The sequence below is a fragment of the Cryobacterium sp. TMT1-62 genome, from assembly GCF_004403145.1.
Lineage (GTDB): Bacteria > Actinomycetota > Actinomycetes > Actinomycetales > Microbacteriaceae > Cryobacterium > Cryobacterium sandaracinum.
In genome coordinates this window covers 69,099-89,892 of sequence record NZ_SOGZ01000045.1, presented here as the reverse complement: position 1 = coordinate 89,892, position 20,794 = coordinate 69,099, and the positions used below count along the sequence as shown (strand labels likewise).

The 20,794-nt window shown below is 68.5% G+C and carries 17 protein-coding genes and 1 pseudogene; 7 read left to right on the top strand and 11 right to left on the bottom strand.

From position 1 onward, the window contains the following. Nucleotides 1-62 precede the first annotated feature (62 nt). From E3T34_RS13380 to E3T34_RS13370, 3 genes are all read left to right on the top strand, one after another. The gene (locus E3T34_RS13380; protein ID WP_134343272.1) at nucleotides 63-923 is read left to right on the top strand and encodes an ADP/ATP-dependent (S)-NAD(P)H-hydrate dehydratase; all 861 of its coding nucleotides are present in this window, start codon (nucleotides 63-65) and stop codon (nucleotides 921-923) included. 71 nt (nucleotides 924-994) lie between these two features. Continuing rightward, complete coding sequence (locus E3T34_RS13375; protein ID WP_166785904.1) at nucleotides 995-2,233, top strand: glycosyltransferase 87 family protein; 1,239 nt, start codon at nucleotides 995-997, stop codon at nucleotides 2,231-2,233. Between the two features lie 4 nt (nucleotides 2,234-2,237). Continuing rightward, nucleotides 2,238-2,573 carry a thiamine-binding protein gene (locus E3T34_RS13370; protein WP_104099865.1) on the top strand — a complete coding sequence of 112 codons (336 nt, stop codon included), beginning with the start codon at nucleotides 2,238-2,240 and terminating at the stop codon, nucleotides 2,571-2,573. Between the two features lie 450 nt (nucleotides 2,574-3,023). Here the strand turns inward: E3T34_RS13370 and E3T34_RS13365 are convergent, their stop codons facing one another. The 7 genes from E3T34_RS13365 to E3T34_RS13335 all read right to left on the bottom strand — a co-directional run bounded on the left by E3T34_RS13365 (nucleotide 3,024) and on the right by E3T34_RS13335 (nucleotide 12,179). Next, a complete protein-coding gene (locus E3T34_RS13365) occupies nucleotides 3,024-3,710 on the bottom strand; it encodes a response regulator transcription factor (RefSeq protein ID WP_255408575.1) in 687 nt (228 codons plus the stop codon). Nucleotides 3,711-3,770: 60 nt separating this feature from the next. Next, the gene (locus E3T34_RS13360) at nucleotides 3,771-5,069 is read right to left on the bottom strand and encodes a hypothetical protein (RefSeq protein WP_134343270.1); all 1,299 of its coding nucleotides are present in this window, start codon (nucleotides 5,067-5,069) and stop codon (nucleotides 3,771-3,773) included. Next, complete coding sequence (locus E3T34_RS13355) at nucleotides 5,066-6,235, bottom strand: sensor histidine kinase (protein WP_134343269.1); 1,170 nt, start codon at nucleotides 6,233-6,235, stop codon at nucleotides 5,066-5,068. Before E3T34_RS13355 ends, E3T34_RS13360 begins: the two co-directional genes overlap by 4 nt. Nucleotides 6,236-6,365: 130 nt before the next feature. Continuing rightward, a complete protein-coding gene (locus E3T34_RS13350) occupies nucleotides 6,366-7,853 on the bottom strand; it encodes a DUF4389 domain-containing protein (RefSeq protein WP_134343268.1) in 1,488 nt (495 codons plus the stop codon). Between the two features lie 125 nt (nucleotides 7,854-7,978). Further along, nucleotides 7,979-9,205 carry a homoserine O-acetyltransferase gene (locus E3T34_RS13345; protein WP_134343267.1) on the bottom strand — a complete coding sequence of 409 codons (1,227 nt, stop codon included), beginning with the start codon at nucleotides 9,203-9,205 and terminating at the stop codon, nucleotides 7,979-7,981. 328 nt (nucleotides 9,206-9,533) lie between these two features. After that, complete coding sequence (locus E3T34_RS13340) at nucleotides 9,534-10,865, bottom strand: bifunctional o-acetylhomoserine/o-acetylserine sulfhydrylase (protein ID WP_104099870.1); 1,332 nt, start codon at nucleotides 10,863-10,865, stop codon at nucleotides 9,534-9,536. Between the two features lie 117 nt (nucleotides 10,866-10,982). After that, nucleotides 10,983-12,179: an acyltransferase family protein gene (locus E3T34_RS13335; RefSeq protein WP_134343266.1), complete on the bottom strand. Its 1,197-nt coding sequence runs from the start codon at nucleotides 12,177-12,179 to the stop codon at nucleotides 10,983-10,985. Nucleotides 12,180-12,205: 26 nt separating this feature from the next. Between E3T34_RS13335 and E3T34_RS13330 the strand changes: the two genes are divergently transcribed. Continuing rightward, nucleotides 12,206-12,985: an SDR family oxidoreductase gene (locus tag E3T34_RS13330; protein WP_134343265.1), complete on the top strand. Its 780-nt coding sequence runs from the start codon at nucleotides 12,206-12,208 to the stop codon at nucleotides 12,983-12,985. 84 nt (nucleotides 12,986-13,069) lie between these two features. Here the strand turns inward: E3T34_RS13330 and E3T34_RS13325 are convergent. The 4 genes and pseudogenes from E3T34_RS13325 to E3T34_RS13310 form a co-directional block, all read right to left on the bottom strand. Then, a pseudogene (locus E3T34_RS13325) lies at nucleotides 13,070-13,297 on the bottom strand (alcohol dehydrogenase catalytic domain-containing protein); the annotation flags it as partial. 138 nt (nucleotides 13,298-13,435) lie between these two features. Next, nucleotides 13,436-15,079, bottom strand: a complete 1,644-nt coding sequence (locus E3T34_RS13320) for a cation acetate symporter (protein ID WP_104170207.1) — start codon at nucleotides 15,077-15,079, stop codon at nucleotides 13,436-13,438. Further along, the gene (locus E3T34_RS13315) at nucleotides 15,076-15,435 is read right to left on the bottom strand and encodes a DUF485 domain-containing protein (RefSeq protein ID WP_104099874.1); all 360 of its coding nucleotides are present in this window, start codon (nucleotides 15,433-15,435) and stop codon (nucleotides 15,076-15,078) included. Before E3T34_RS13315 ends, E3T34_RS13320 begins: the two co-directional genes overlap by 4 nt. Nucleotides 15,436-15,513: 78 nt before the next feature. Further along, entirely contained in the window at nucleotides 15,514-17,448 is a 1,935-nt protein-coding gene (locus E3T34_RS13310) for an AMP-binding protein (RefSeq protein ID WP_134343264.1), read from the bottom strand. Between the two features lie 87 nt (nucleotides 17,449-17,535). On the opposite strand from E3T34_RS13310, the gene E3T34_RS13305 reads away from it, so the two are divergent. The 3 genes from E3T34_RS13305 to prpB are packed head-to-tail and all read left to right on the top strand — an operon-like array spanning nucleotide 17,536 to nucleotide 20,750. After that, a complete protein-coding gene (locus E3T34_RS13305) occupies nucleotides 17,536-18,252 on the top strand; it encodes a GntR family transcriptional regulator (RefSeq protein ID WP_104099876.1) in 717 nt (238 codons plus the stop codon). A gap of 51 nt (nucleotides 18,253-18,303) precedes the next feature. After that, entirely contained in the window at nucleotides 18,304-19,839 is a 1,536-nt protein-coding gene (locus E3T34_RS13300; RefSeq protein WP_134343263.1) for an MmgE/PrpD family protein, read from the top strand. After that, nucleotides 19,839-20,750, top strand: coding sequence for a methylisocitrate lyase (gene prpB, locus E3T34_RS13295; RefSeq protein ID WP_104170203.1), 912 nt, complete (start codon nucleotides 19,839-19,841; stop codon nucleotides 20,748-20,750). Before E3T34_RS13300 ends, prpB begins: the two co-directional genes overlap by 1 nt. Nucleotides 20,751-20,794: the final 44 nt, after the last annotated feature.

Genomic DNA, 20,794 nt, shown 5'->3' with positions numbered 1-20,794 from the left:
AGGGTCGAGTGGGCGGGCGAAGCGGCCGGCCCGACGCACTCAAAACAACCTATCGTGAGTGCATGAGCGAACCACGGGGATGGCTGGAATGGGACGACGCACGGGCGCGCGAGCGGATCGCGGTTCCCCGGGCGGACGACGACAAGTACCGCCGCGGCGTGCTGGGCGTGCGCACGGGCTCCGACGAGTACCCCGGGGCCGCGGTGCTCGGAGTCGAGGCGGCCCTCCGCACCGGGGTCGGGATGGTGCGCTACCTCGGCCCGAGACGGGCGTGCGACCTGGTGCTGCAGCGACGCCCGGAGGCCGTCACCGCCCCCGGGCAGGTGCAGGCCTGGCTGCTCGGCTCGGGCCAGGACGCCGCCGCGCGCGACCGGGTGACCGAGGCCGCGCTGCTCGGCGCCCTGGCCGAGGGGCTGCCCACGGTGTGCGATGCTGGGGCCCTCGACCTGGTCGGCCGGGCGACCGGGCCCGTCGTGATCACCCCGCACTACCGCGAACTCGCCCGGCTGCTTACCCGCCTGCTCTCCCCGCAGGGCGAGTCGGTGGCCGGCTCCGAGGTGGCCGCTGCGCCGGGAGAGTGGGCCGTGCGCGCCGCGTCCGGCCTGGGCGTCACGGTGCTGCTCAAGGGAAGCGTCACCTGGATCGCGGCGCCCGACGGCACCCGGCTGACGGTGTCGAAGGCGCCCTCCTGGCTGGCGACGGCCGGATCCGGGGACGTGCTCGGCGGCATCCTCGGCGCCCTCCTGGCCACGCATTCACGGGCGATCCAGACGGATGCCGCCGCGCCGGCCCATCTCGCGGCGACGGCCGCCCTGGTGCACGCCCGGGCAGCGGCCCGGGCGTCCAACGGAGGTCCGATCACCGCGCTCGACATCGCCGGCGCGGTGCCGGCCACGATCGCGGACCTGCTCGGCTCGCGTTGACCGCCGCGCTGGGCCCCGCGCTGACTGTCCCGGTGCGGCGGCGGAGCCGTGGGGGTGTGCGAAGGTGGAGCGTGCCCCAATCCGTCGCAGAACACCTGGCCGCCGGAGCCGGCGTGCCGACATCGCGAACGCTGCTCTGGGCCGGCTTCGCACTGGTGCACGGCGTGCTCTGGTGGCTCTGTTTCGCGTCCCCCGGCTGGCCGCTGGGCGATGTGGAGGTCGTCTACCTCGGCTGGGCGACCGACGCGGCATCCGGTGCCGACGTCGTGGGCATCACCACCGGCTTCGTCTACCCGCTGCTGGCCCTCCTGCCCATCCTGGCGCCGCTCGCGTTCGGCCCCGACCTCTACGCCGCCGGCTGGCTCGGGCTCGTGACCCTGCTGAACGCCGGGACCTTCGCGCTGCTGCTCGGGCGGGGCCGCAACCGGCGTGCCCTGGCCGCGGCGGCCTGGTGGCTGGGTTTCCTGCTGCTGCTCGGGCCCGTCGCCCTCGCCCGGATCGATGCGGTCACCGTGCCGCTGGCGATCGCCGCACTGCTGTTCGTCGGCGCCCGGCCGGTCTGGGGCACCGTGCTGCTGACTCTGGTCACCTGGGTGAAGATCTGGCCGGTGGCCCTGGTGATCGCGCTATTCGTCGTCTCGAAGGACCGCTGGCGGGTGCTCGTCGCCGCGGCCGGCACGAGCCTGGGCATCGTGCTGGTGGCGCTCGGGCTCGGCAGCGGGCGGAACGTGCTCAGCTTCGTCGGCGAGCAGACGAACCGCGGCATCCAGATCGAGTCCCCGGTCGCCGGCCTCTGGATGTGGCCGGCCGCGCTGGGTCTGCCGGGCAGTTACCTCTACTACGACCGGCAGATCCTCACCTTCCAGATCATCGGCACCGGCACGAACGTCGCCATCGTGGCGATGACCCCCCTGCTCGCCCTCTGCGGGCTGGCCGTGGTGCTCCTGGCCTGCCAGCGGATGCGTGCAGGCGCCGAACCGGCCGGCCTGTTCCCGCCGCTGGCGCTGGCCCTGGTGCTGACCCTGATCGTCGTCAACAAGGTCGGCTCGCCGCAGTTCACGACCTGGCTGGCCGCGCCCATCATTTTCGGGCTGCTGGTGCGGGGGCGTGCCTGGCGGCTCCCGGCCGTGCTCGGGCTTGTCATCGCGGCCCTGACCCAACTCGTCTACCCGCACTTCTACGACCTCTTGCTCGTGGCAGACCCGGCTCTGGTGCTGGTGCTGACCGTGCGCAACGTGCTGGAGGTCGTGCTGCTCGGCTGGGCCGTGTGGCAGATCCTGTTCCCACCCACCCCCTATCAGAAGGAGTAACCCCATGCTGGTTGCATTTTCCGTCGCCCCGTCCGGCTCCCACGATGACGAAGGGTCCGTGCACGACGCGGTCGCCGCGGCCGTGCGCATCGTGCGCGCATCCGGGCTGCCCAACCACACCGATTCGATGTTCACCACCATCGAGGGCGACTGGGACGAGGTCTTCGCGGTGGTCAAGGCCGCCACTGAAGCCGTCGGAGCCTGGGGGCCGCGGGTGTCCCTGGTGCTCAAGGCCGACATCCGGGGCCGCCGCACCGGGGAGCTGACCGGGAAGGTCGAGCGCCTCGAGGCGGCGCTGGCCGAGGCCGCAGCATCGACGGCCGCCACACCGGCCGCGTAGCCAGGTGAATCCCATCTGGTTGCATCGCTCTCCGGGAGTCAGAGCCGACCATACCGCGGGGCGCTGTTTGACCCCGGCGGAACGCCGTACCGGGCGTCTAATCAATTCGACGGAGATTCTGGGTCAAACCCTCGCTTTTGAGCCCAAACGCACTGTTTAGAGCAATATCTCCGTCGAATTCGTTCGGGCCACCGGCCCCGTACTCTGGAGGCAGACCTGCTCACGGCCTCGCCATCGCGGGCAACTTCGGCTACGTCGCCCCGGTCTGGATCGGCCTGGGCCAAAGCTTCTTTGCCCTGTTGCTCACCGTGGGGACGTTCCTCCTGGACCGCACCCGGCGCGGGAACGGTGTGGAGCTCCCGGACGGCACCCAGGCGATCCGCGTGGCCGGCGCGGTCGGCGCGAGGCAGCCGGGCCGTTCGGCAGCCGGGCCGTTCGGCAGCGCCGAAGTCAGTCGCCCTGGAGCAGGATGCCGTCGTGGATGGCGCGCTTGCGCAGGGCGACCTTGGTTCCCACGTCGAAGCCCGCGAGGCGGTACTTCTCCCGGATGCGCTTGAGGTAACTCTTGGCGGTCTCCTCGGAGATGCCGAGCTGGTGCGCGACGGCCTTGACCGGCTCGCCCGCGCCGTAGAGGGCCATCACCCGGCGCTCCTGCGCGCTGAGGCGGGGAGAACCGCCGTTCGCGCCGTTGTTGAGGGCCTCGTCCAGTTCGGCCGAGATGAAGGAGTCGCCGTCATAGGCGGAGCGGATCGCCTCGACGATCATCGTTGCCTCTTCGCTCTTCACCAGGTAGCCGAGCGCACCGGCAGCCAGCGCCTCGCGCACGAGCCCGGCCTCGGAATAGGTGCTCATCAACACCGTCTTCACGCCGGCCGTCTTGAGCGTCGAGATCTTCAGTGAGACCGGGATGTTGTCTTTGAGGTCGAGGTCGAGGAGCACGACGTCGACGGGAAATTCGGGGTGGGTGAGCAGCTCGGGCCAGGTGGTGACGGCGGCGACCATGTTGATGTCGTCCGCGGCCCCCCGGATCCACTCGGTGAGGGCCCCCAACAGCATGCGGTGGTCGTCGACGAGGGCCAACCGGATGGGGTTGTCCTTGCTCGGCGCCTCAGTGCTCAACGTGGTCGTGTTCGTCACTTCTGTCTCCTTGTGCTTCTGGCCCCGAATGAGAAGCTCAACAGCGTAGTTCCACGGACCCTAAGCATCCGCGGGATTGTCGATACTGCATTCGATTTCCAGATGCAGACTTCCGTCCCGGCTGGAATCGACGTGAGGGCCGACTATTCGGATAGCTTGCCACGTCTCGGGGTCCACTCGACGTCGTGGCACACCCGTCGTGGTCAATTCGATCGGAAATCGTAACTTCTGGCGAGCGGAGACGCCGTGCGTGGGTCGGATCGGACCGAGAGAGAGCGAAACGGATGCCTCGTCGCGGGTTGTGTCGCTGATCAGCAGCCAGATCGTGCGCAGAAGGGCATCGCGCTGGTCGGGGTTGAGCATGCCGGCCAGCCCCGCCGGGTCGTGCAGGCCGACGGACGGTCCCAGGAACTCGGACTCGGTGATCGCGTGGTGCAGCCAGGTCTCCCGGCGGCCCCGGATCAGGTGCAGCCGCAGTTGCGTGGCGAGGTCTGCCGCCGTCGTCGACTTCTCGGAACTCAGCGGCAGCGCCGTGCGACCCTTCGCGACGTCGTCGAGCAGAGTCTCCGCGTCGAGGTCGATACGGGCGAGTTCCTCGGAGGCGAACATCCCCACCGCGAACTGCGGCTGGGAGATGGTGCTCTGCACCAGCACCAGGTCGAGCTCACGCTGGGCCATCCGGCGGAATCCCCGCACCGTGGCGACGCCGAGCAGCGGAGGCAGGATGGCGAGGCTGATCGCAAGGAGGTCGGGGGCGAAGGTGAGCGGATCGGCGCGCTCCTCGGTGAGCGCCCCGAGGAAGAGAAGCAGGCCGAGCGCCATCGCGGCCGAGACGAGGTCGTGCCCGCGGCGTACGGTGGCCAGGGAGATGAGCAGGGTGCCGACGGCGGCGGCGGCGGTCGGGTAGACGCCGGAGTCGGTTTCGCCCCACGACCCGATCAGGTCGAGCGCCACCACGGCGGCGCCGGCGGCGATGGCCGCGGCGAACAGCCAGTCCGGCATCCGAGCCGAAAGGCGCTGCACCGTGATCAGTGCCAGGACCGTGCTCGCCATCAGGAGACCCCACGCGATGAGGCTGGGCGTCGGGTCGGGATATTCGGACCACTGCACGGCGAACTGCCCGAACAGGAACAGGGTGATGAAGCCGCCGCTGAACGTCAGGCCGATGCCGAGGTGGCGGCCACCCAGGCCGCTCTGGTTGGCGCGCGTGGTCTGCTCGGTGCGTTCGGGGCGTCGGAAACTGCGCCGGTAAGCCCGGCGTTCCTGGCGGTCCTGATTGCTCGGCTGGTCGGACCCGCCCGCCGCCGCAGCGCGGCGCGCGTCACGGCGGCGGGCGTCGACGATGCCGGGGACGGTCACTTGGGCACCTCGAGCACGACCGTGGTGCCGGAGCCGGGGGAGGAGAAGAGGCGGGCGTTGCCGCCCACGTCGCGCAGGCGGGCCACGACCGATTCGGCGAAACCGAGGCGTTCGGCGCTAACGCCGCTGAGGTCGAAGCCGACCCCTGCGTCGGTGACCATGGCGCGCACGGTTGTGTCGTCATCAGTGATCGTCACGTCGGCGCGGGCGACGCCGGCGTGACGTCGCACGTTCTCGAGGCACTCGCCGAGGGCGAGGAGGAAGGAGTCGAGCACGTCGCTGGGCAGAAGAACCTGTCCGCTGCCGTGCCAGTCCACATCGAGTCCCATCCGCCCGAACCGCTGCTTGACCGATTCGAGGGTGCTTCCGAGCATTGACTCGGTGGCTGGCTCGAGCGTGTAGACCCCGGAGCGGCGCGGGGTGGGGAGGCCGCCGAGCCGTAGCTGCCGCAGCAACCGGGCGTCGTCGCCGGCCTGTTGGCGCAGTGCGGCCGGGCTGACGCCGACGCCGGAGTGCGCGAGGAGGGTGAGGGTGGCTAGCACGGTGTCGTGCAGCAGCCGGGCATCCTGCCGGCGTTGGGCTTCGAGCTCGCTGGCATGGCGCTCGGCGAGGTGGGCGCGGCCGATGAAGGCGATGCGCGCCATGACGCGCGGCACGCTCTGGGCCAGCCACCAGGCCACCAGGGCGATGGCAAGCCAGACGCTGAAGGTGAGCAGGAGGGGCACGGTGGCGTCGGACGAGGCGCGGGTGGCGGCGAGCACGCTGGCAACGGTCGCACCGAATGCCAGGGACAGCACCAGCAGGCGGGCGGCGCTGACAACGAGCACGAGGGCGACGCAGCTCAGGGCTCCGGCGGCGATGCCGCCGATGATGGCCTGCTCGACGAGGTTCAGGCCGGTGGCACGCTGGCCCGACCAGCCCACGAGCAGGATCACGGCGATGCCGGAGACCAGGATCAGAGCGACCCAGCGCATCCGGCCGGACCGGCCGAGCAGGTACTGGCCGGCCACCAGCAGCAGCAGCAGTGGCAGGCTCCGGGCCAGGGTGCTCACGGTCAAGCCGCCCGGGACAAGCATCGCGAGGAGCGCGGCGGCCGAGCCGGCCAATCCGCACAGGCGAGCCGCTCTGCGGAGCAGACGGTCACGTTCCTTGTAGATTCGTTGCATAGCGGCGCTCTCACCCCATTTGCCCTCTATACAGAACCCTACCGGCCCGGTGTCCGTTCCCCCGCGCGCTCCGTGGCATCCGTCGGCGTCCGCGCGACCGACGGCGTTACCAACGGGCGTGACCGGCGACTCAGGGCGTGCTCGATGCCGCTCCGCCGGCAGGTGCGGCGGGTGTGATCGGTGCTCGTGTGACCGCGGCCTCCGGGGTGTCGGCGCCGCCCTGGTCGAGGCGGAACGGCGGGTACTCGTCGCGGAACAGGGCGGTGTAGACGGCTACCCGGAAGATCCAGCGGTCGATGCCGAGGATCAGATCGAACAGGCTGCGCCGGTACCGGCCGGTGAAGAGGAGGATGACCGCGGCGATCAGCACCAGGACCCCGATCAGGGACGGGACGGTGTTCGAGACCGAGTCGCCCTCGTCGTTCCGCCAGATCGTCGCACTTCCGGTCAAGGCCGCCACGATCAGCAGGTGCGGAATCGCCAATAGCCACCATTTGACCAGAACGAGCCCGTGCGAGAGGCGCTCCGGGTAATCGACCTGCAGATCGGCGGGATAGTCGGCCGACGACGCCAGGCTGAAGGGGGGGTACCGGTCGGTGCCGAGCGCCGAGTAGGCGTAGAAGGACACCCGCCAGCTCCAGCGCAGCACCCCGACGTTGAACTGGAAGAGGGCCGTCGGGTATCGACCGGTGAACAGGATGGCGAACCCGGCGACGATGGTGGTGACGACAAACCCGAACCAGAGGAACAGCAGCACCACCACGTGCGGGAAGATCAGGATCCACTTCACCAACCACAACCAGCGGGACAGCCCCTCGTCGAGGGTTCCGGTCAACCGGGCGGGAAACGTCCGTCCACCGGGATGGGCAGGGACCGCGGTCGCCCCGGGTGGGCCTGCTCCGACGAAAGTTGCTGCTCCGAGCGGTGTGTCGGGCGTGGCGCCGGGCCTGGTTGCGGGCAGTGTGCCGCGGCCCAGGCCGATTGCCCCGAACACGGTCAGCATCAGGCCGATGAGAAGGATGAACAGGCCGACCAGAAGCAGCCCCACCGCCAGCGGGGCGAGGAACCCGAGGCGAATGCCGGCCTGCAGGGCGACTGAGACGCCGGAACTGGCATCCTCGTTCATGACGACGACCGCCCAGCTGCCGCTCGTCAGATCCCAGTCGATCTCCTGAGTGCCGGGACCCTCGGCGGAGGACACCCAGAAGTCCTGGGCGCCGGGGGCTTCGGGAGCGCGGCTGCCCGGAATGTCGCGGTACACCGCACGGAAGGGATTGATGTTCAGGTCACGCAGCTCGGTGCTATTCACTCCGGCCAGGTAGCGGTCGACGTCGGCCTGAGACGCGACGCCGATGAAGACGTCCGCTGTGGAGGTGGAGAGCGCGCGGAGTCGGAGAGTGCCGATGTCCGCCGGGACGTCCTTGAGCTCGATCGAGCCGATCCGGGGCGAGGTGAGCGCGAACGACTGTACCGAGAACGAGCGGGCGGGGCTGGTGATGTAGCCGTCCTCGCCCTGCGCGTTGACCACGGCGGTCATCGCCCCGGCCAGGGCCAGCGAGAAGCCGAGCAGGGAGAGGATCGCGCCAAAGATCAACATGATGACGGAACCGGGTTTCATGGCGCGTGTCCTCTCATCGGGTACGTCTCGAGTCAGGGTACGTCTCATTCACGGGCACGACTCGGTTCACGAGGGTGTCGCGTTCCGTGGCCTGCCGGTCGACGTCGTCTTGATCCGGGACCGCGTCAAGCTCGATGCGAGGGAGCGGGACGGCTCAGAACGCGCAGAAGTTGCGCGCCGATGGCCTCGTTCTCGATCAAAAAACCGTCGTGGCCGAAGCCGGAGTGGAGCGTGACGGCATCCGTGTCGTCGATGTTGCCCTGCAGATGGGCGGCGATGACCTGTTGGCCCTCGAGGGGGAAGAGGCGGTCACTGTCGATGCCGACGACGACGCTGAGCGCATCGATGCGGGAGAGGGCGGATGCGACACCGCCGCGGCCGCGGCCGATGTCGTGCGAGTTCATGGCCTCGACCAGCACGATGTAGCTGTTCGCGTCGAACCGCCGGGTGAACTTGTTGCCGTGGAAATCGAGGTAGGACTCGACGGCGAACCGGCCGCCCGCGCCGAGCGGACTGATCTCGCTTTGCCAGCCGCGCTCGAAGCGCAGGTTGAGCTCCTCGGAGCTGCGGTAGTTCAGCAGCGCCATCCGCCGGGCCAGGGCGAGGCCGCGGGTCGGGCCGTCGCCGTCCGCGGCGTCGTAGTAGTCGCCGAAGCGGAAGAGCGGGTCGCTGCGGATGGCTTCGATCTGCACCGAATTCAGCGCGATCTGGTCGGCGGTCGTCACCGGCGGTGCCGCGAGGATTGCCAGGCGGGCGACCCGGGACGGATGCTCGATGGCCCACTCGAGCGCGTGCATCCCGCCCATCGAGCCGCCGACGACGGCGGCCCAACGGTCGATGCCGAGATGGTCTGAGAAGGCGACCTGCGCGGCGACCTGATCGCGAATGGTGAGGTAGGGAAAGCGGGTGCCCCATTCGGAGCCGTCCGGGGCGAGGGAGGCCGGACCGGTGCTGCCCTGGCAGCCACCGATCATGTTCGGGGCAACCACGAACCAGCGGTCGGTGTCGATGGCCAGGCCGGGGCCGACGATCCTGCTCCACCAGCCCGCGGTCGGGTGGCCGTGGCCGGCCGGGCCGACCAGGTGGCTGTCGCCGGTGAGGGCGTGCAGTATGAGCACGGCGTTGTCGCCGCTCGGGGACAGTTCGCCCCAAGTCTCGTAGGCGATCCGCACGGCGCCGAGGCTGCTGCCCCCCTCAAAGTGCAGCGCACCGACGTCGAGGAAACGACGGTTCCCCACGGGGTCGCCGTCGCGCCACGCACCCGTCGCCGGGGGTTTGCCGAGCAGCGACCGCGCCTGGGCTTCGGTCACGAAGCTCGACGGGACGGTGTCTGCCGAATATTGCCAGTCCATAGGCTCCCTATTCTGCCGGGTGAACAGCCCTTCCGGCTTATTGTCACCGCACCGTCTGGTGAGCGCACCGCGCGCCCGGCCGTCGCCGCGGAGTACCCGGCCGGCACTCGGGCCGCACCCGGTTTTCACTCGGGTTGCACTGGGTTTCCACTCCGTTCGCACTCGGCGGAGCCGAATCAGCTCGCCACCCGAACGAATTCGACGGAGATTTTGCCGATTTTGGCCTGAAACGGGCCGAAACCGGGTGTAGAGGGCAAAATCTCCGTCGAATTGGTTACCCACCCGCCTGGGGGGATACCCATCCGGATTGGCAGCGGCTGGGGGCGTGTCAGGCGTTGGCGCGGGATGCCTGCACAACCGCGCGGGCGGCCGCCAGGCCGGTCTCGAGGTCGGCCTTCAAATCGGCGATGTTCTCGATGCCGACGGAGAGGCGTACCAGGCCCGGCGTCACACCGGCCGTGAGCTGCTGCTCCGGGGTGAGCTGCGCGTGCGTGGTCGAGGCCGGGTGGATGACGAGCGACCGCACGTCGCCGATGTTGGCCAGGTGGCTGAACAGGGAAAGGTTGTCGACGAGGGCGCGACCGGCATCCACTCCGCCCTTCAACTCGAAGGACAGCACGGCGCCGACACCGCGGGGCGCGTAGGTGTTGGCGGCGGCGTACCAGGGGCTCGACGGCAGGCCGGCGTAGTTGACCGAGGCGATGTCGGGGTGGTTCTCGAGCCATTCCGCGATGTCCTGGGCGTTCTGCACGTGGCGTTCGATGCGCAGGCTGAGAGTCTCGATGCCCTGGATGAGCTGCCAGGCGCTCGCCGGGGCGATCGCGGATCCGAGGTCGCGCAGCAGCTGCACGCGCGCCTTGATGATGTAGGCGATGCCGTCGCCGACCGCGCCCGTGTAACTGACGCCGTGGTAGGACGGGTCCGGCTCGGTGAGGCCGGGGAACTTCTCCACGTTCTTGGACCATTCGAACGTGCCGCCGTCGACGATGACGCCGCCGATGACGGCACCGTGGCCACCGAGGAACTTGGTCGCCGAGTGGACGACGATGTCCGCGCCGTGCTCGAACGGGCGGATCAGGTAGGGGGTGGCGATGGTGCTGTCGACGATGAGCGGCACCCCGCCGGCGTGCGCCACATCGGCCACGAGACGGATGTCGAGCACATTGATTTTGGGGTTGCCGATGGTCTCGGCGAAGAAGAGCTTGGTGTTGGGGCGCAGCGCCCGGCGCCACTCCTCGGGGTCGTCCTGGTTCTCGACGAAGGTCGTCTCGATGCCCAGCTTGGCCAGCGTGTACTTGAACAGGTTGTAGGTTCCGCCGTAGATTGAACTCGACGAGACGATGTGGTCGCCGGCCTGGGCGATGTTCAGCACCGCGAACGTGGAGGCGGCCTGGCCCGAGGCCAGGAGCAGGGCTGCGGTGCCCCCTTCGAGGGCGGCGACGCGCTCTTCGACGACGGCCTGGGTCGGGTTCATGATACGGGTGTAGATGTTGCCGAATTCGGCCAGTGCGAACAGGTTCTGCGCGTGCTGGGCGCTGTCGAACACGTAGGACGTGGTCTGGTAGATCGGGGTGGCCCTGGCATTGGTGGTCGGGTCGGGCTGGGCACCGGAGTGCACCTGCTTGGTTTCAAACTTCCAGTCTGCAGCGTTGTCGCTCATGAGGTGATCTCCCGGGTGATCCTCGACGAGCGTGGACCTTCCAGCGCTCTGCCAGCGATTCTAGGCAGGGGGTTGTCGAGCTGGCAACGGACACCGCAACACAGCGTCACGAAGCGGTCAGCGCGGCGTGTCGCGCGGTGTGCCGACGGCAGGGTCTGCGGGCGGTGCGTCTGCGGGAGGCTCTGCGGGAGGCTCGGCGGCGAGCGTGCCGGCAGGCGCGTCGAGGTGCGGAAGCACGATAGTGCCGGTGTCGGTGCGCGCCTTCTTGCGGAACAGCCAGCGGGCGCGCGGCTCGATCAGCGGGTGGAACACCCTGCGCACGATCCGCTGCGAGAGGGCGATGGAGATCAGCACGCTGAACCCGATCATCGCGGGCAGCACCCAGCCCGGCTGGGGTCCGCCGAGCACCCCGCTCTCGCGCAGGAGAAACAGCACGAAACTGTGCAGCAGGTAGATGTACATCGTGGCCGCGCCGTAGGGCGTGAACCAGAGCCGTCGCCGGGGCATGAGCACCAGGAATGCCACGATGAGGGCGAACGCGAGCAGCAGCAGACCCAGACGGATGACGCCGGCCCAGAGCTGGTCGTAGCCGAACGCCGGGTAGGCCTCGTCGTAGAGCAGGAACTGGCGCACCTGCGCCTCACGAAGGGCGTCGATGTTCGCCACGATCACGCCCAGCAGTGCCGTGAACAGGGTGAACGCGCCGATCCGCCAGCGCCATACCGCGGTGGCGTGCAGCCCCAGCCAGCGGTCGGTGAGCTTCCACTGGCGTAGCTGCCAGCCGAAGACGAAGAACGGCAGCAGCCCGAGCGTGCGCGACAGCGCGAAGGTGCTGTCGATCGACGCGAAGTACCCGGCGCCGACGGAGATGATCACACTGATCAGCAGCGGATGGCGCAGCAGCACGAGGAAGGGCAGGGCGAGGCGCCAGGCCAGGAGGGCGATCAGGAACCACAGGGTCCAGGAGGGGGACGAGTAGTCCAGGCGGAATTCGCCGCCGAGTAGCCAGTGCACGACTGTCCAGATCGTCTCGAAGATCACGTAGGGGAGCACGATGTCGGTGACCAGACGATGCAGCTGGCGGGTGCCGAGCGGGCCCGACCGGGCGAAGTACCCGCTGACGGCGACGAACAGCGGAACGTGGAAGGCGTAGACGAACAGATAGTACTCGTAGGCGACATCCGACTCGGCGATGAGTTTCAGGATGGCGTGCCCGAGCACAACCAGGGCGATCGCGATCCAGCGCGCATTGTCCCAGAGCGGCACGCGTCGTTTCTGCACGTGCGGAATTCCGGCGGCGCGTGGGCTCATCATGCTGCTTCTCCGACCAGAATGGAACCATGGGTACAAAAAGAGTCGTTGTGACCGGTGCGAGTTCGGGGATCGGTGCCGCCACCGTGCGCCTGTTCCGCCAGCGGGGCTGGGATGTGGTGGGGGTGGCTCGCCGCGCCGACCGCCTCGCGACGCTGCAGGCGGAGACCGGGGCGCAGGTCTTCACGGCCGACCTCACCCGGCAGGCCGACGTGGACGCGCTGCGCGACTATCTCGCGGCGTCCGGGCCGGTGCACGCGCTGGTCAACAACGCGGGCGGCGCAGTGGGGCTGGACACCGTCGAGGAATCGAAGATCGAGGACTGGGCCTGGATGTTCGAGATCAACGTGCTCGCGGTCAAGCGGGTCACGAGCGCCGTGCTGCCCTTGCTGCGGGCCGGGATCCGGGCGGAGGGCGGCGCCGCCGACATCGTCACGGTCACGTCCATTGCGGGTCATGTCGCCTACCTCGGAGGTGGAGGGTATAACGCGGCGAAGTTCGCCGCGCACGCCCTGATGGAAGTCTTGCGCCTGGAATTGAATGGCGAGCCGATCCGGGTGATCGAGGTTGCCCCCGGGATGGTGCAGACCGAGGAATTCGGGCTGGTGCGCTTCAACGGTGATGCGGAGAAGGCTGCCGCGGCCTACGCCGGGGTGCCGAATCCGCTCACCGCCGAAGATATTGCCGAGACGATCGTGTCGAGCGTCGAACGCCCGGCCCACGTCAATCTGGACCTGATCGTGATCAAGCCGGTTGCGCAGGCGGCCCCCACGCGAGTCGCGCGGGGGCCGCTGGCACCCAAAGACTGACGCACTCAAGCGTTCTGCCTAGGGGTGGACCAGGATCTTCACAGCAGTGTCGTTGTGGTTGATCAGGGTGTCGAAGCCCTCGCTGGTGAGGTCGAACTCGTGGCCCATGGTGACCGGGAGGGATTCATGCGAAAGCGGATGCGGGTGGCCGGGCGCCGAGATGAAGATCGGGCCGTCGAGATACTCGTGAAGGTCGGTGCCGCAGATGCCGCACCAGGCGACTGCGATCTTCACTGTGCCGCTGCGGGTCTCCGGATCTTCGATGCTTTCAATGCGGACGTTTTTCTGGCCGTGGAAACGTGCAGCTTTCATTGAGAATCTTCTCCAGTCATGCGTCAAAGGCTCGGCGTAGGCGGATGGTCTGGCCCTCCGGCCCGCGGAACGACACTACTCCCCCCGGCTGGGGTGCAGCCGAGGGGAGTAGTGGTCACGCGGGTCGTACGGTTTCGATCAGTGCTCGGAGGCCTTCTCGGCGCCGAAGCCGGTCATGGACCGCACGGACATTTCCGCGGCCAGCAGCGGGTCTTCCTTGCGAGTGCTGGTGACCGAGCCGAGCCAGCCCAGGAAGAACCCGATTGGGATGGAGATGATGCCGGGGTTGCTCAGTGGGAACCAGGCGAAGTCGACGTCTGCACCGAACATCGACGTCTCCGTGCCGGAGAAGACCGGCGAGAAGATGATCAGACCGACGGTGACCGCAAGGCCGCCGTACATGCTCCACACGGCGCCGCGGGTGGTGAAGCCGCGCCAGAAGAGCGAGTACAGGATGGTCGGCAGGTTGGCGCTCGCCGCGACGGCGAAGGCCAGGGCCACCAGGAAGGCGATGTTCTGCCCCTGCACGCCGATGCCGCCGGCGATCGAGAGGATGCCGATGATGACGACGGTACGACGTGCGACCTTGACCTCGGCGTCGGGGTCACCCTTGCCCTTCTTGATCACGCTCATGTAGATGTCGTGAGCGAAGGAGGTCGCGGCGGTGATCGTGATCCCGGCCACCACGGCCAGGATCGTGGCGAACGCAATGGCCGAGATGAAGCCGAGCAGCAGCGGTCCGCCGAGCGCGAGGGAGAGCAGCGGCGCGGCCGAGTTCACTCCGCCGGGAGCGGCGAGGATGACATCTGCTCCGACGAGCGCGGCGGCACCGAAGCCGAGCACCAGCGTGAACAGATAGAACGCACCGATCAGCCAGATCGCCCAGACGACCGAGCGACGGGCTTCCTTGGCGCTGGGCACCGTGTAGAAGCGCATCAACACGTGCGGCAGGCCCGCGGTGCCGAGCACCAGGGCGATGGCGAGCGAGACGAAGTCGAGCGGGTTCTCGCCGTATTTCAGGCCGGGCACCAGGATGGCGTCGGCCGGCACACTCGTCGAGGCGGCGATGGCCGAGTCGAGAAGCGCCGAGAAGTTGAAGCCGTTGATGGCCAGCACCCAGACGGTCATCGCGAATGCGCCGATGATGAGCAGGAACGCCTTGATGATCTGCACCCAGGTGGTGCCCTTCATGCCACCGATGAGCACGTACATGATCATCAGGCCGCCGACCACGGTGACCACGACGGACTGTCCGACCTTGTCGTTGATGCCGAGGAGCAGCGACACGAGGCCGCCGGCTCCGGCCATCTGGGCGAGGAGGTAGAAGAAGCAGACGGCAAGGGTGGTCGTCGCCGCGGCCACGCGCACGGGACCCTGACGCAGGCGGAAGGAGAGCACATCCGCCATGGTGTACTTGCCGGTGTTGCGCATGAGCTCGGCCACCAGCAGCAGGGCGACGAGCCAGGCCACGAGGAAGCCGATCGAGTACAGGAAGCCGTCGTAACCGCTGACCGCGATCGCCCCGACGATGCCGAGGAACGACGCCGCGGAGAGGTAGTCGCCGGCGATGGCGAACCCGTTCTGCGGGCCGGTGAAGGACCGGCCGCCGGTGTAGTAGTCGGCCGCGGTCTTGTTGTTGCGCCCGGCGCGAATGACGACGATCAGGGTGACCGCCACGAAAGCGAGGAAGATCGAGATGTTCAGCACGGGGTTGTTTTCCGCGGGTTCGACGGCTTGGGCCAGGCGGCCCGGCAGGGACTGCAGAATGCTGGTTGCGATCATTTCTTGTCCATCTCCTCAAGCTCGGCACGCAGCTCGGCCCCGAGGGGGTCGAGACGGCGGTTCGAGTACGACACGTACCACATGGTGATGGCGAAGGTGGTGACGAACTGGCCGAGGCCGAGCACCAGTCCGAGGTTGAACTTGCCGAAGACCGGGATTGCCATCACGTCGGGCAGGTAGGCCGCGACGAGCACGAAGGCGAAGTACCAGATGAAGAAGAAGGCGGCCAGCGGCAGCACGAACCCGCGGCGCTGCTTCTTCAGCTGGATGAACTTCGGCGTCTTCTCATACGCGATGTAGTCGATGGTGGACGGTTTTACTCCGTCCGGGAGTTTGTCTTTCAGTGATTCCGCCATGCGGGCTCCTTTGCTCCGGTGAAGGGATGTGACTGTGTGGGATGGTGCTGGGGTGATCTGTGGGGGTCGACTGGTGCTTCAGGCGTTCGGGCCGACTCCATGCACGGCCTGCTTGAGGGCGTCGAGAACCGTGGGATCCTCGATCGTCGGCGGTACGGTGTAGGCCTCGCCATCGACGATCTGCCGGATGGTCTTGCGGAGAATCTTCCCCGACCGGGTCTTCGGCAGCCTGTCCAGGATGGTCACGTCTCGGAACGCGGCCACCGGCCCGACATGCTCCCGCACCAGCGCGATGAGCTCTGCGCCGAGAGTGTCGTGGTCGATCGTGGCCCCGGACTTGAGCGTGACGAAGCCGGCCGCGCGCTGCCCCTTGAGAGGGTCGCGCACGCCGAGCACCGCGCACTCGGCGACCGCAGGGTGCAGGGTGAGCACCTCCTCGAGCGAGCCGGTGGACAGTCGGTGCCCGGCAACGTTGATCACGTCGTCGGTGCGGCCCATCACATAGAGGTAGCCGTCCTCGTCGAAGTGGCCGGAATCTCCGGTGGCGTAGAAGCCGGGGAAAGCCGACAGGTAGGAGCTTTCGAAGCGGTCTTCGCTGCCCCAGATCCCGAGCAGGGCGCCGGGCGGCAGCGGGAGGCGGATGGCGATGTTGCCGTCCTTGCCGGCCTTCGTGACCGGCTTGCCCTGGGAATCGAGGATGGCGATGTCGTAGCCGGGCACCGGGAACGTGGCCGAGCCCGGTTTCGTCGGGATGTCGGCGATGCCCCGCGGGTTCGCGCAGATCGCCCAGCCGGTCTCGGTCTGCCACCAGTGATCGACCACCGGGCAGTGCAGCCCGTCATTGGCCCAGTGGTATGTCTCCGGGTCGAGGCGTTCGCCGGCCAGGAACAGCCCGTGCAGGCTCTGGATGTCGTGCCCCGCCAGTTCGACCAGGTCAGGGTCGACGCGGCGGATGGCACGGATGGCCGTGGGCGCCGTGAACAGGACTGACACCTGGTAGTCCTCCACCACGCGCCAGAACGCCCCGGCATCCGGGGTGCCGACCGGTTTGCCCTCATAGATGACCGTGGTGGCGCCGACCAGCAGCGGGGCATAGACGATGTAGGAGTGGCCGACCACCCAGCCGACGTCAGAGGCCGCCCAGAAGACGTCGCCGGGCTTGACGTTGTAGATGTTGGCCATCGACCAGGCCAGCGCCACGGCGTGGCCGCCGTTGTCGCGGACGATCCCCTTCGGATTGCCGGTCGTTCCGGAGGTGTACAGGATGTAGAGCGGGTCGTCGGAGCGAAGGCTGATCGGCGCGGCCGGGGAGGCCTCGTTCTCCTCGTGGGCCCAGTCCAGCCAGGCCACATCGCTGGTGCCGGCGTAGTCGGCGGCGCAGCCGGGGACCATCTCCCGGTCGCGCACGATGACGGTGTGCACCGAGCCCTTGCTGCGAGCGAGGGCGCGTTCGACCAGAGGCAGGTATTCGACCGCCCGGCCCGGTTCGAGGCCGCCGGAGGCGGTCACGATCACGGTCGGTCGCGCATCGTCGATCCGCACGGCGAGCTCGCTGGCTGCGAAGCCGCCGAAGACGACGGAGTGGATGGCGCCGATGCGGGCACACGCCAGCATGGCGACGATGGCTTCCGGGATCATCGGCAGGTAGACGATCACCCGGTCACCCTGGCCGACGCCGCTGGCGCGGAGCACCCCGGCGAAGCGCTCGACGCGTCCCAGAAGTTCGCGGTAGCTCAGGCGCACCCGGGTGCCGGACATCGCCGAGTCGTAGATGACGGCTGTCTGTTCGCCGCGGCCGGCAAGCACGTGGCGGTCGAGCGCGTTGTAGCTGGTGTTGAGTTCGCCGTCCGGGAACCAGCGCCAGGCGCCGGGGAAGCGTTCCTCCAGAGCCACCGTCGGCGGAACGGTCCAGTCGATTGCCCGGGCTGCCTGCAGCCAGAACGCCGAACGCGTGCCGTCATCGATGCTTCTCTGCCACAGGTCGTGATACCCCGCCGAAGCTTTCCCTGACATTCGAACCTCTCCGTTGAAGTTCCTATGTATACATAGAATTCGTGAAGTCTGGCACATAACCCGCAATAAGGGAATAACATGTGATTTGTGTATACAGAAACCCCAACGACGGGGACCACGGCTCCGGTTCGCGCAAGTGAACGCGCCTACCGGCAGCTGCGCGGCGAGATTCTCGACGGCCTCCTGGCGCCCGGCACGGGGCTGCTCGAGGTGGAGCAAGCCGCCCGGATCGGGGTGTCGCGCACCCCTCTGCGCGCGGCGATCGCCCGGCTGATCGCCGACGGTCTGGTGGCCGGCCGCACCGGCCGTGGGTTCATGGTCACCGAGATGAGCGTGGACAGAATCGGGGAACTCTACGAGGTGCGACGGGCGTTGGAGGAACACGCCGCCCGGATCGCCGCCGAGCGCCGCGACCCGGCGGTCTTCGAGGCTCTCCGCACGCAGTTCCTTGCGGCCCCGGAGCTGCTCCGGCACGGCAAGGCGGGACTACGGCGCTACTACGAGCTGATCGACGAGTTCGACCTGGCCCTCGACGTGGCCGTGGCGAACCCCTTCCTCGTGGGTGCGCTCGCCGGGGTGCGCACGCACCTCGCCCGCATCCGTCGCCTGGCCCGGGACAACCCGGACCGGCTCCGAAGCGCCGCCGCCGAGCACCTGCTCATCGTGGACGCCGTTCTGGCTGGCGACTCGTCGCTGGCCGCCCACGCCACGCACGTGCACCTCCACCAGAGCCTCACCAGCGTTCTCGCGACCCTCCGGGGATCGTCGGCCGTTCCGGCCGACCCATCGCCTCCACCGCGCTGACCGCACTATTCGAACCAATCGAACCAATCGAACCAATCGAAGGGATCCACCGTGCAGCTCCACCACGTTCGTGTTCATCGCAGCGACGAGAACCTTGCCCGCACCGACCAGCTGGCCTGGAAGATCGCCGAGGTCGCTGCCGACCCGGTCGGGGTGAGCGACGAGGTGACCGAGATGATCGTCAACCGGGTGATCGACAACGCCGCCGTCGCCGCGGCGTCGCTGACCCGGCGCCCGGTGGTGTCGGCCCGCTCGCAGGCGCTGGCGCACCCGCGTTCGTTCAACGGCCTCGGGGCGACCGTGTTCGGTGAGCAGCGCTCCCGCCGGGTGTCACCTGAGTGGGCGGCCTGGGCCAACGGGGTCGCCGTGCGTGAGCTCGACTACCACGACACGTTCCTCGCCGCCGAGTACTCACACCCCGGCGACAACATCCCGCCGGTCGTCGCGGTCGCCCAGCACCTCGCCACCGCCCGCGGATTGACCGGTCGCGACCTCGTGCGCGGCATCGCCACGGGCTACGAGATCCAGATCGACCTGGTCAAGGGCATCAGCCTGCACGCGCACAAGATCGACCACGTGGCCCACCTCGGCCCGTCGGCGGCCGCCGGCATCGGCACCCTGCTCGGGCTCGACCCCGAGACCATCTTCCAGGCGGTGGGGCAGGCGCTGCACACCACGACGGCCACCCGGCAGTCCAGGAAGGGCGAGATCTCCAGCTGGAAGGCACACGCCCCGGCCTTCGCCGGCAAGATGGCGGTGGAGGCGGTCGACCGCGCGATGCGCGGCGAAACCAGCCCCACCCCGATCTACGAGGGTGAAGACGGCGTGATCGCCTGGCTGCTCGACGGGCCGGATGCCGCCTACGAGGTGTCGCTGCCGTCGAATGGTGAAGCCAAGCGCGCCATCCTGGACAGCTACACGAAGGAACACTCGGCGGAGTATCAGGCGCAGGCGTGGATCGACCTGGCCCGGAAGCTGCACCGGGAGCACCCGGCCCTGTCCGATCCGGCAAACGTCGTATCCGTCGTCATCCACACCAGCCACCACACCCACTACGTGATCGGCTCGGGCGCGAACGACCCGCAGAAGTACGACCCCACGGCCAGCCGGGAGACCCTCGACCACTCCATCCCGTACATCTTCACGGTCGCCCTGCAAGACGGCAGCTGGCACCACGTGGATTCCTACCGGCCCGAACGCGCCGGCCGGGCCGACACGATCGCCCTCTGGAACAAGGTGACCACCACGGAAGACAGCGAGTGGACCCGCCGGTACCACTCGCTCGACCCGGCCGAGAAGGCCTTCGGCGGTCGAGTCGAGATCGAGCTCACCGACGGCAGCCGGGTCGTTGACGAGATCGCCGTCGCCGACGCCCATCCGCTCGGCGCGAAGCCGTTCGGGCGGGCCGAATACGTGCACAAGTTCCGCACCCTCGCGGCCGACGTGGTCGAGGAGGGCGAGATCGTGCGCTTCCTCGCCGCGGCCGAACGCCTGCCGCGGCTTGGCGCCGGGGAGCTCGGCCAGCTCACCATCGTGGCCCGTAACGGGTTGCTCGCCTCACTTCCCACCCCGAACGGAATCTTCTGATGTTGTACTCGAAAGTCAGCCCGGCCGCCAAGCGGGCCGCGTTCCGCGAGGACCTGGCGAGCGGCCGGCTGCTGCGCTTCCCCGGTGCGTTCAACCCGCTCTCGGCCCGACTGATCGCGGCCAAGGGCTTCGAAGGGGTGTACATCTCCGGCGCGGTGCTCTCGGCCGACCTGGGTCTGCCCGACATCGGCCTGACCACTCTCACCGAGGTGGCCGGACGGAGCCAGCAGATCGCCCGGATGAGCGACCTGCCCACGATCGTGGACGCCGACACCGGCTTCGGCGAGCCGATGAACGTGGCACGCACGATCCAGACGCTCGAGGATGCCGGCCTGGCCGGCATGCACATCGAGGACCAGGTCAATCCGAAACGCTGCGGTCACCTCGACGGCAAGCAGGTCGTCGACGACGACACGGCGGCCAAGCGCATCCGGGCGGCCGTCGACGCCCGGCGCGACCCGAACTTCCTGATCATGGCGCGCACGGACATCCGTGCCGTCGACGGCCTGGCTGCCGCGGTCGACCGGGCGAAGAAGCTCGTCGACGCCGGGGCCGACGCGATCTTTCCGGAGGCGATGGCATCCCTGGCCGAGTTCGCGGCCATCCGCGCCGCCGTGGACGTGCCGGTGCTGGCGAACATGACCGAGTTCGGCAAGGGCGAGCTCTACACGACCCAGCAGCTGGCGGATGTCGGCATGAACATCGTCATCTTCCCGGTGTCCCTGCTGCGCCTCGCGATGGGGGCGGCCGAACGCGGCCTCGACACCATCGAGGCGCAGGGCTCACTGACCGGCTTGCTGCCGGAGATGCAGCACCGGGCGAGGCTCTACGAGCTGCTCGACTACGAGTCGTACAGCCACTTCGATTCCGGCGTCTTCAACTTCACCCTCAACCCGGATGTTGCCTCGTAGCAGCCCGGCCCCGCATGCAGATCCAGTCTCAACGCAAGGGAGCG

Excerpts from the sequence above, each read along its gene's own strand:
- E3T34_RS13380 (WP_134343272.1), top strand. The coding sequence starts at position 63 with ATGAGCGAACCACGGGGATGGCTGGAATGGGACGACGCACGGGCGCGC.
- E3T34_RS13370 (WP_104099865.1), top strand. The coding sequence starts at position 2,238 with ATGCTGGTTGCATTTTCCGTCGCCCCGTCCGGCTCCCACGATGACGAA.
- E3T34_RS13355 (WP_134343269.1), bottom strand. The coding sequence starts at position 6,235 with ATGCAACGAATCTACAAGGAACGTGACCGTCTGCTCCGCAGAGCGGCT.
- E3T34_RS13350 (WP_134343268.1), bottom strand. The coding sequence starts at position 7,853 with ATGAAACCCGGTTCCGTCATCATGTTGATCTTTGGCGCGATCCTCTCC.
- E3T34_RS13345 (WP_134343267.1), bottom strand. The coding sequence starts at position 9,205 with ATGGACTGGCAATATTCGGCAGACACCGTCCCGTCGAGCTTCGTGACC.
- E3T34_RS13340 (WP_104099870.1), bottom strand. The coding sequence starts at position 10,865 with ATGAGCGACAACGCTGCAGACTGGAAGTTTGAAACCAAGCAGGTGCAC.
- E3T34_RS13335 (WP_134343266.1), bottom strand. The coding sequence starts at position 12,179 with ATGATGAGCCCACGCGCCGCCGGAATTCCGCACGTGCAGAAACGACGC.
- E3T34_RS13330 (WP_134343265.1), top strand. The coding sequence starts at position 12,206 with ATGGGTACAAAAAGAGTCGTTGTGACCGGTGCGAGTTCGGGGATCGGT.
- E3T34_RS13320 (WP_104170207.1), bottom strand. The coding sequence starts at position 15,079 with ATGATCGCAACCAGCATTCTGCAGTCCCTGCCGGGCCGCCTGGCCCAA.
- E3T34_RS13315 (WP_104099874.1), bottom strand. The coding sequence starts at position 15,435 with ATGGCGGAATCACTGAAAGACAAACTCCCGGACGGAGTAAAACCGTCC.
- E3T34_RS13310 (WP_134343264.1), bottom strand. The coding sequence starts at position 17,448 with ATGTCAGGGAAAGCTTCGGCGGGGTATCACGACCTGTGGCAGAGAAGC.
- prpB (WP_104170203.1), top strand. The coding sequence starts at position 19,839 with ATGTTGTACTCGAAAGTCAGCCCGGCCGCCAAGCGGGCCGCGTTCCGC.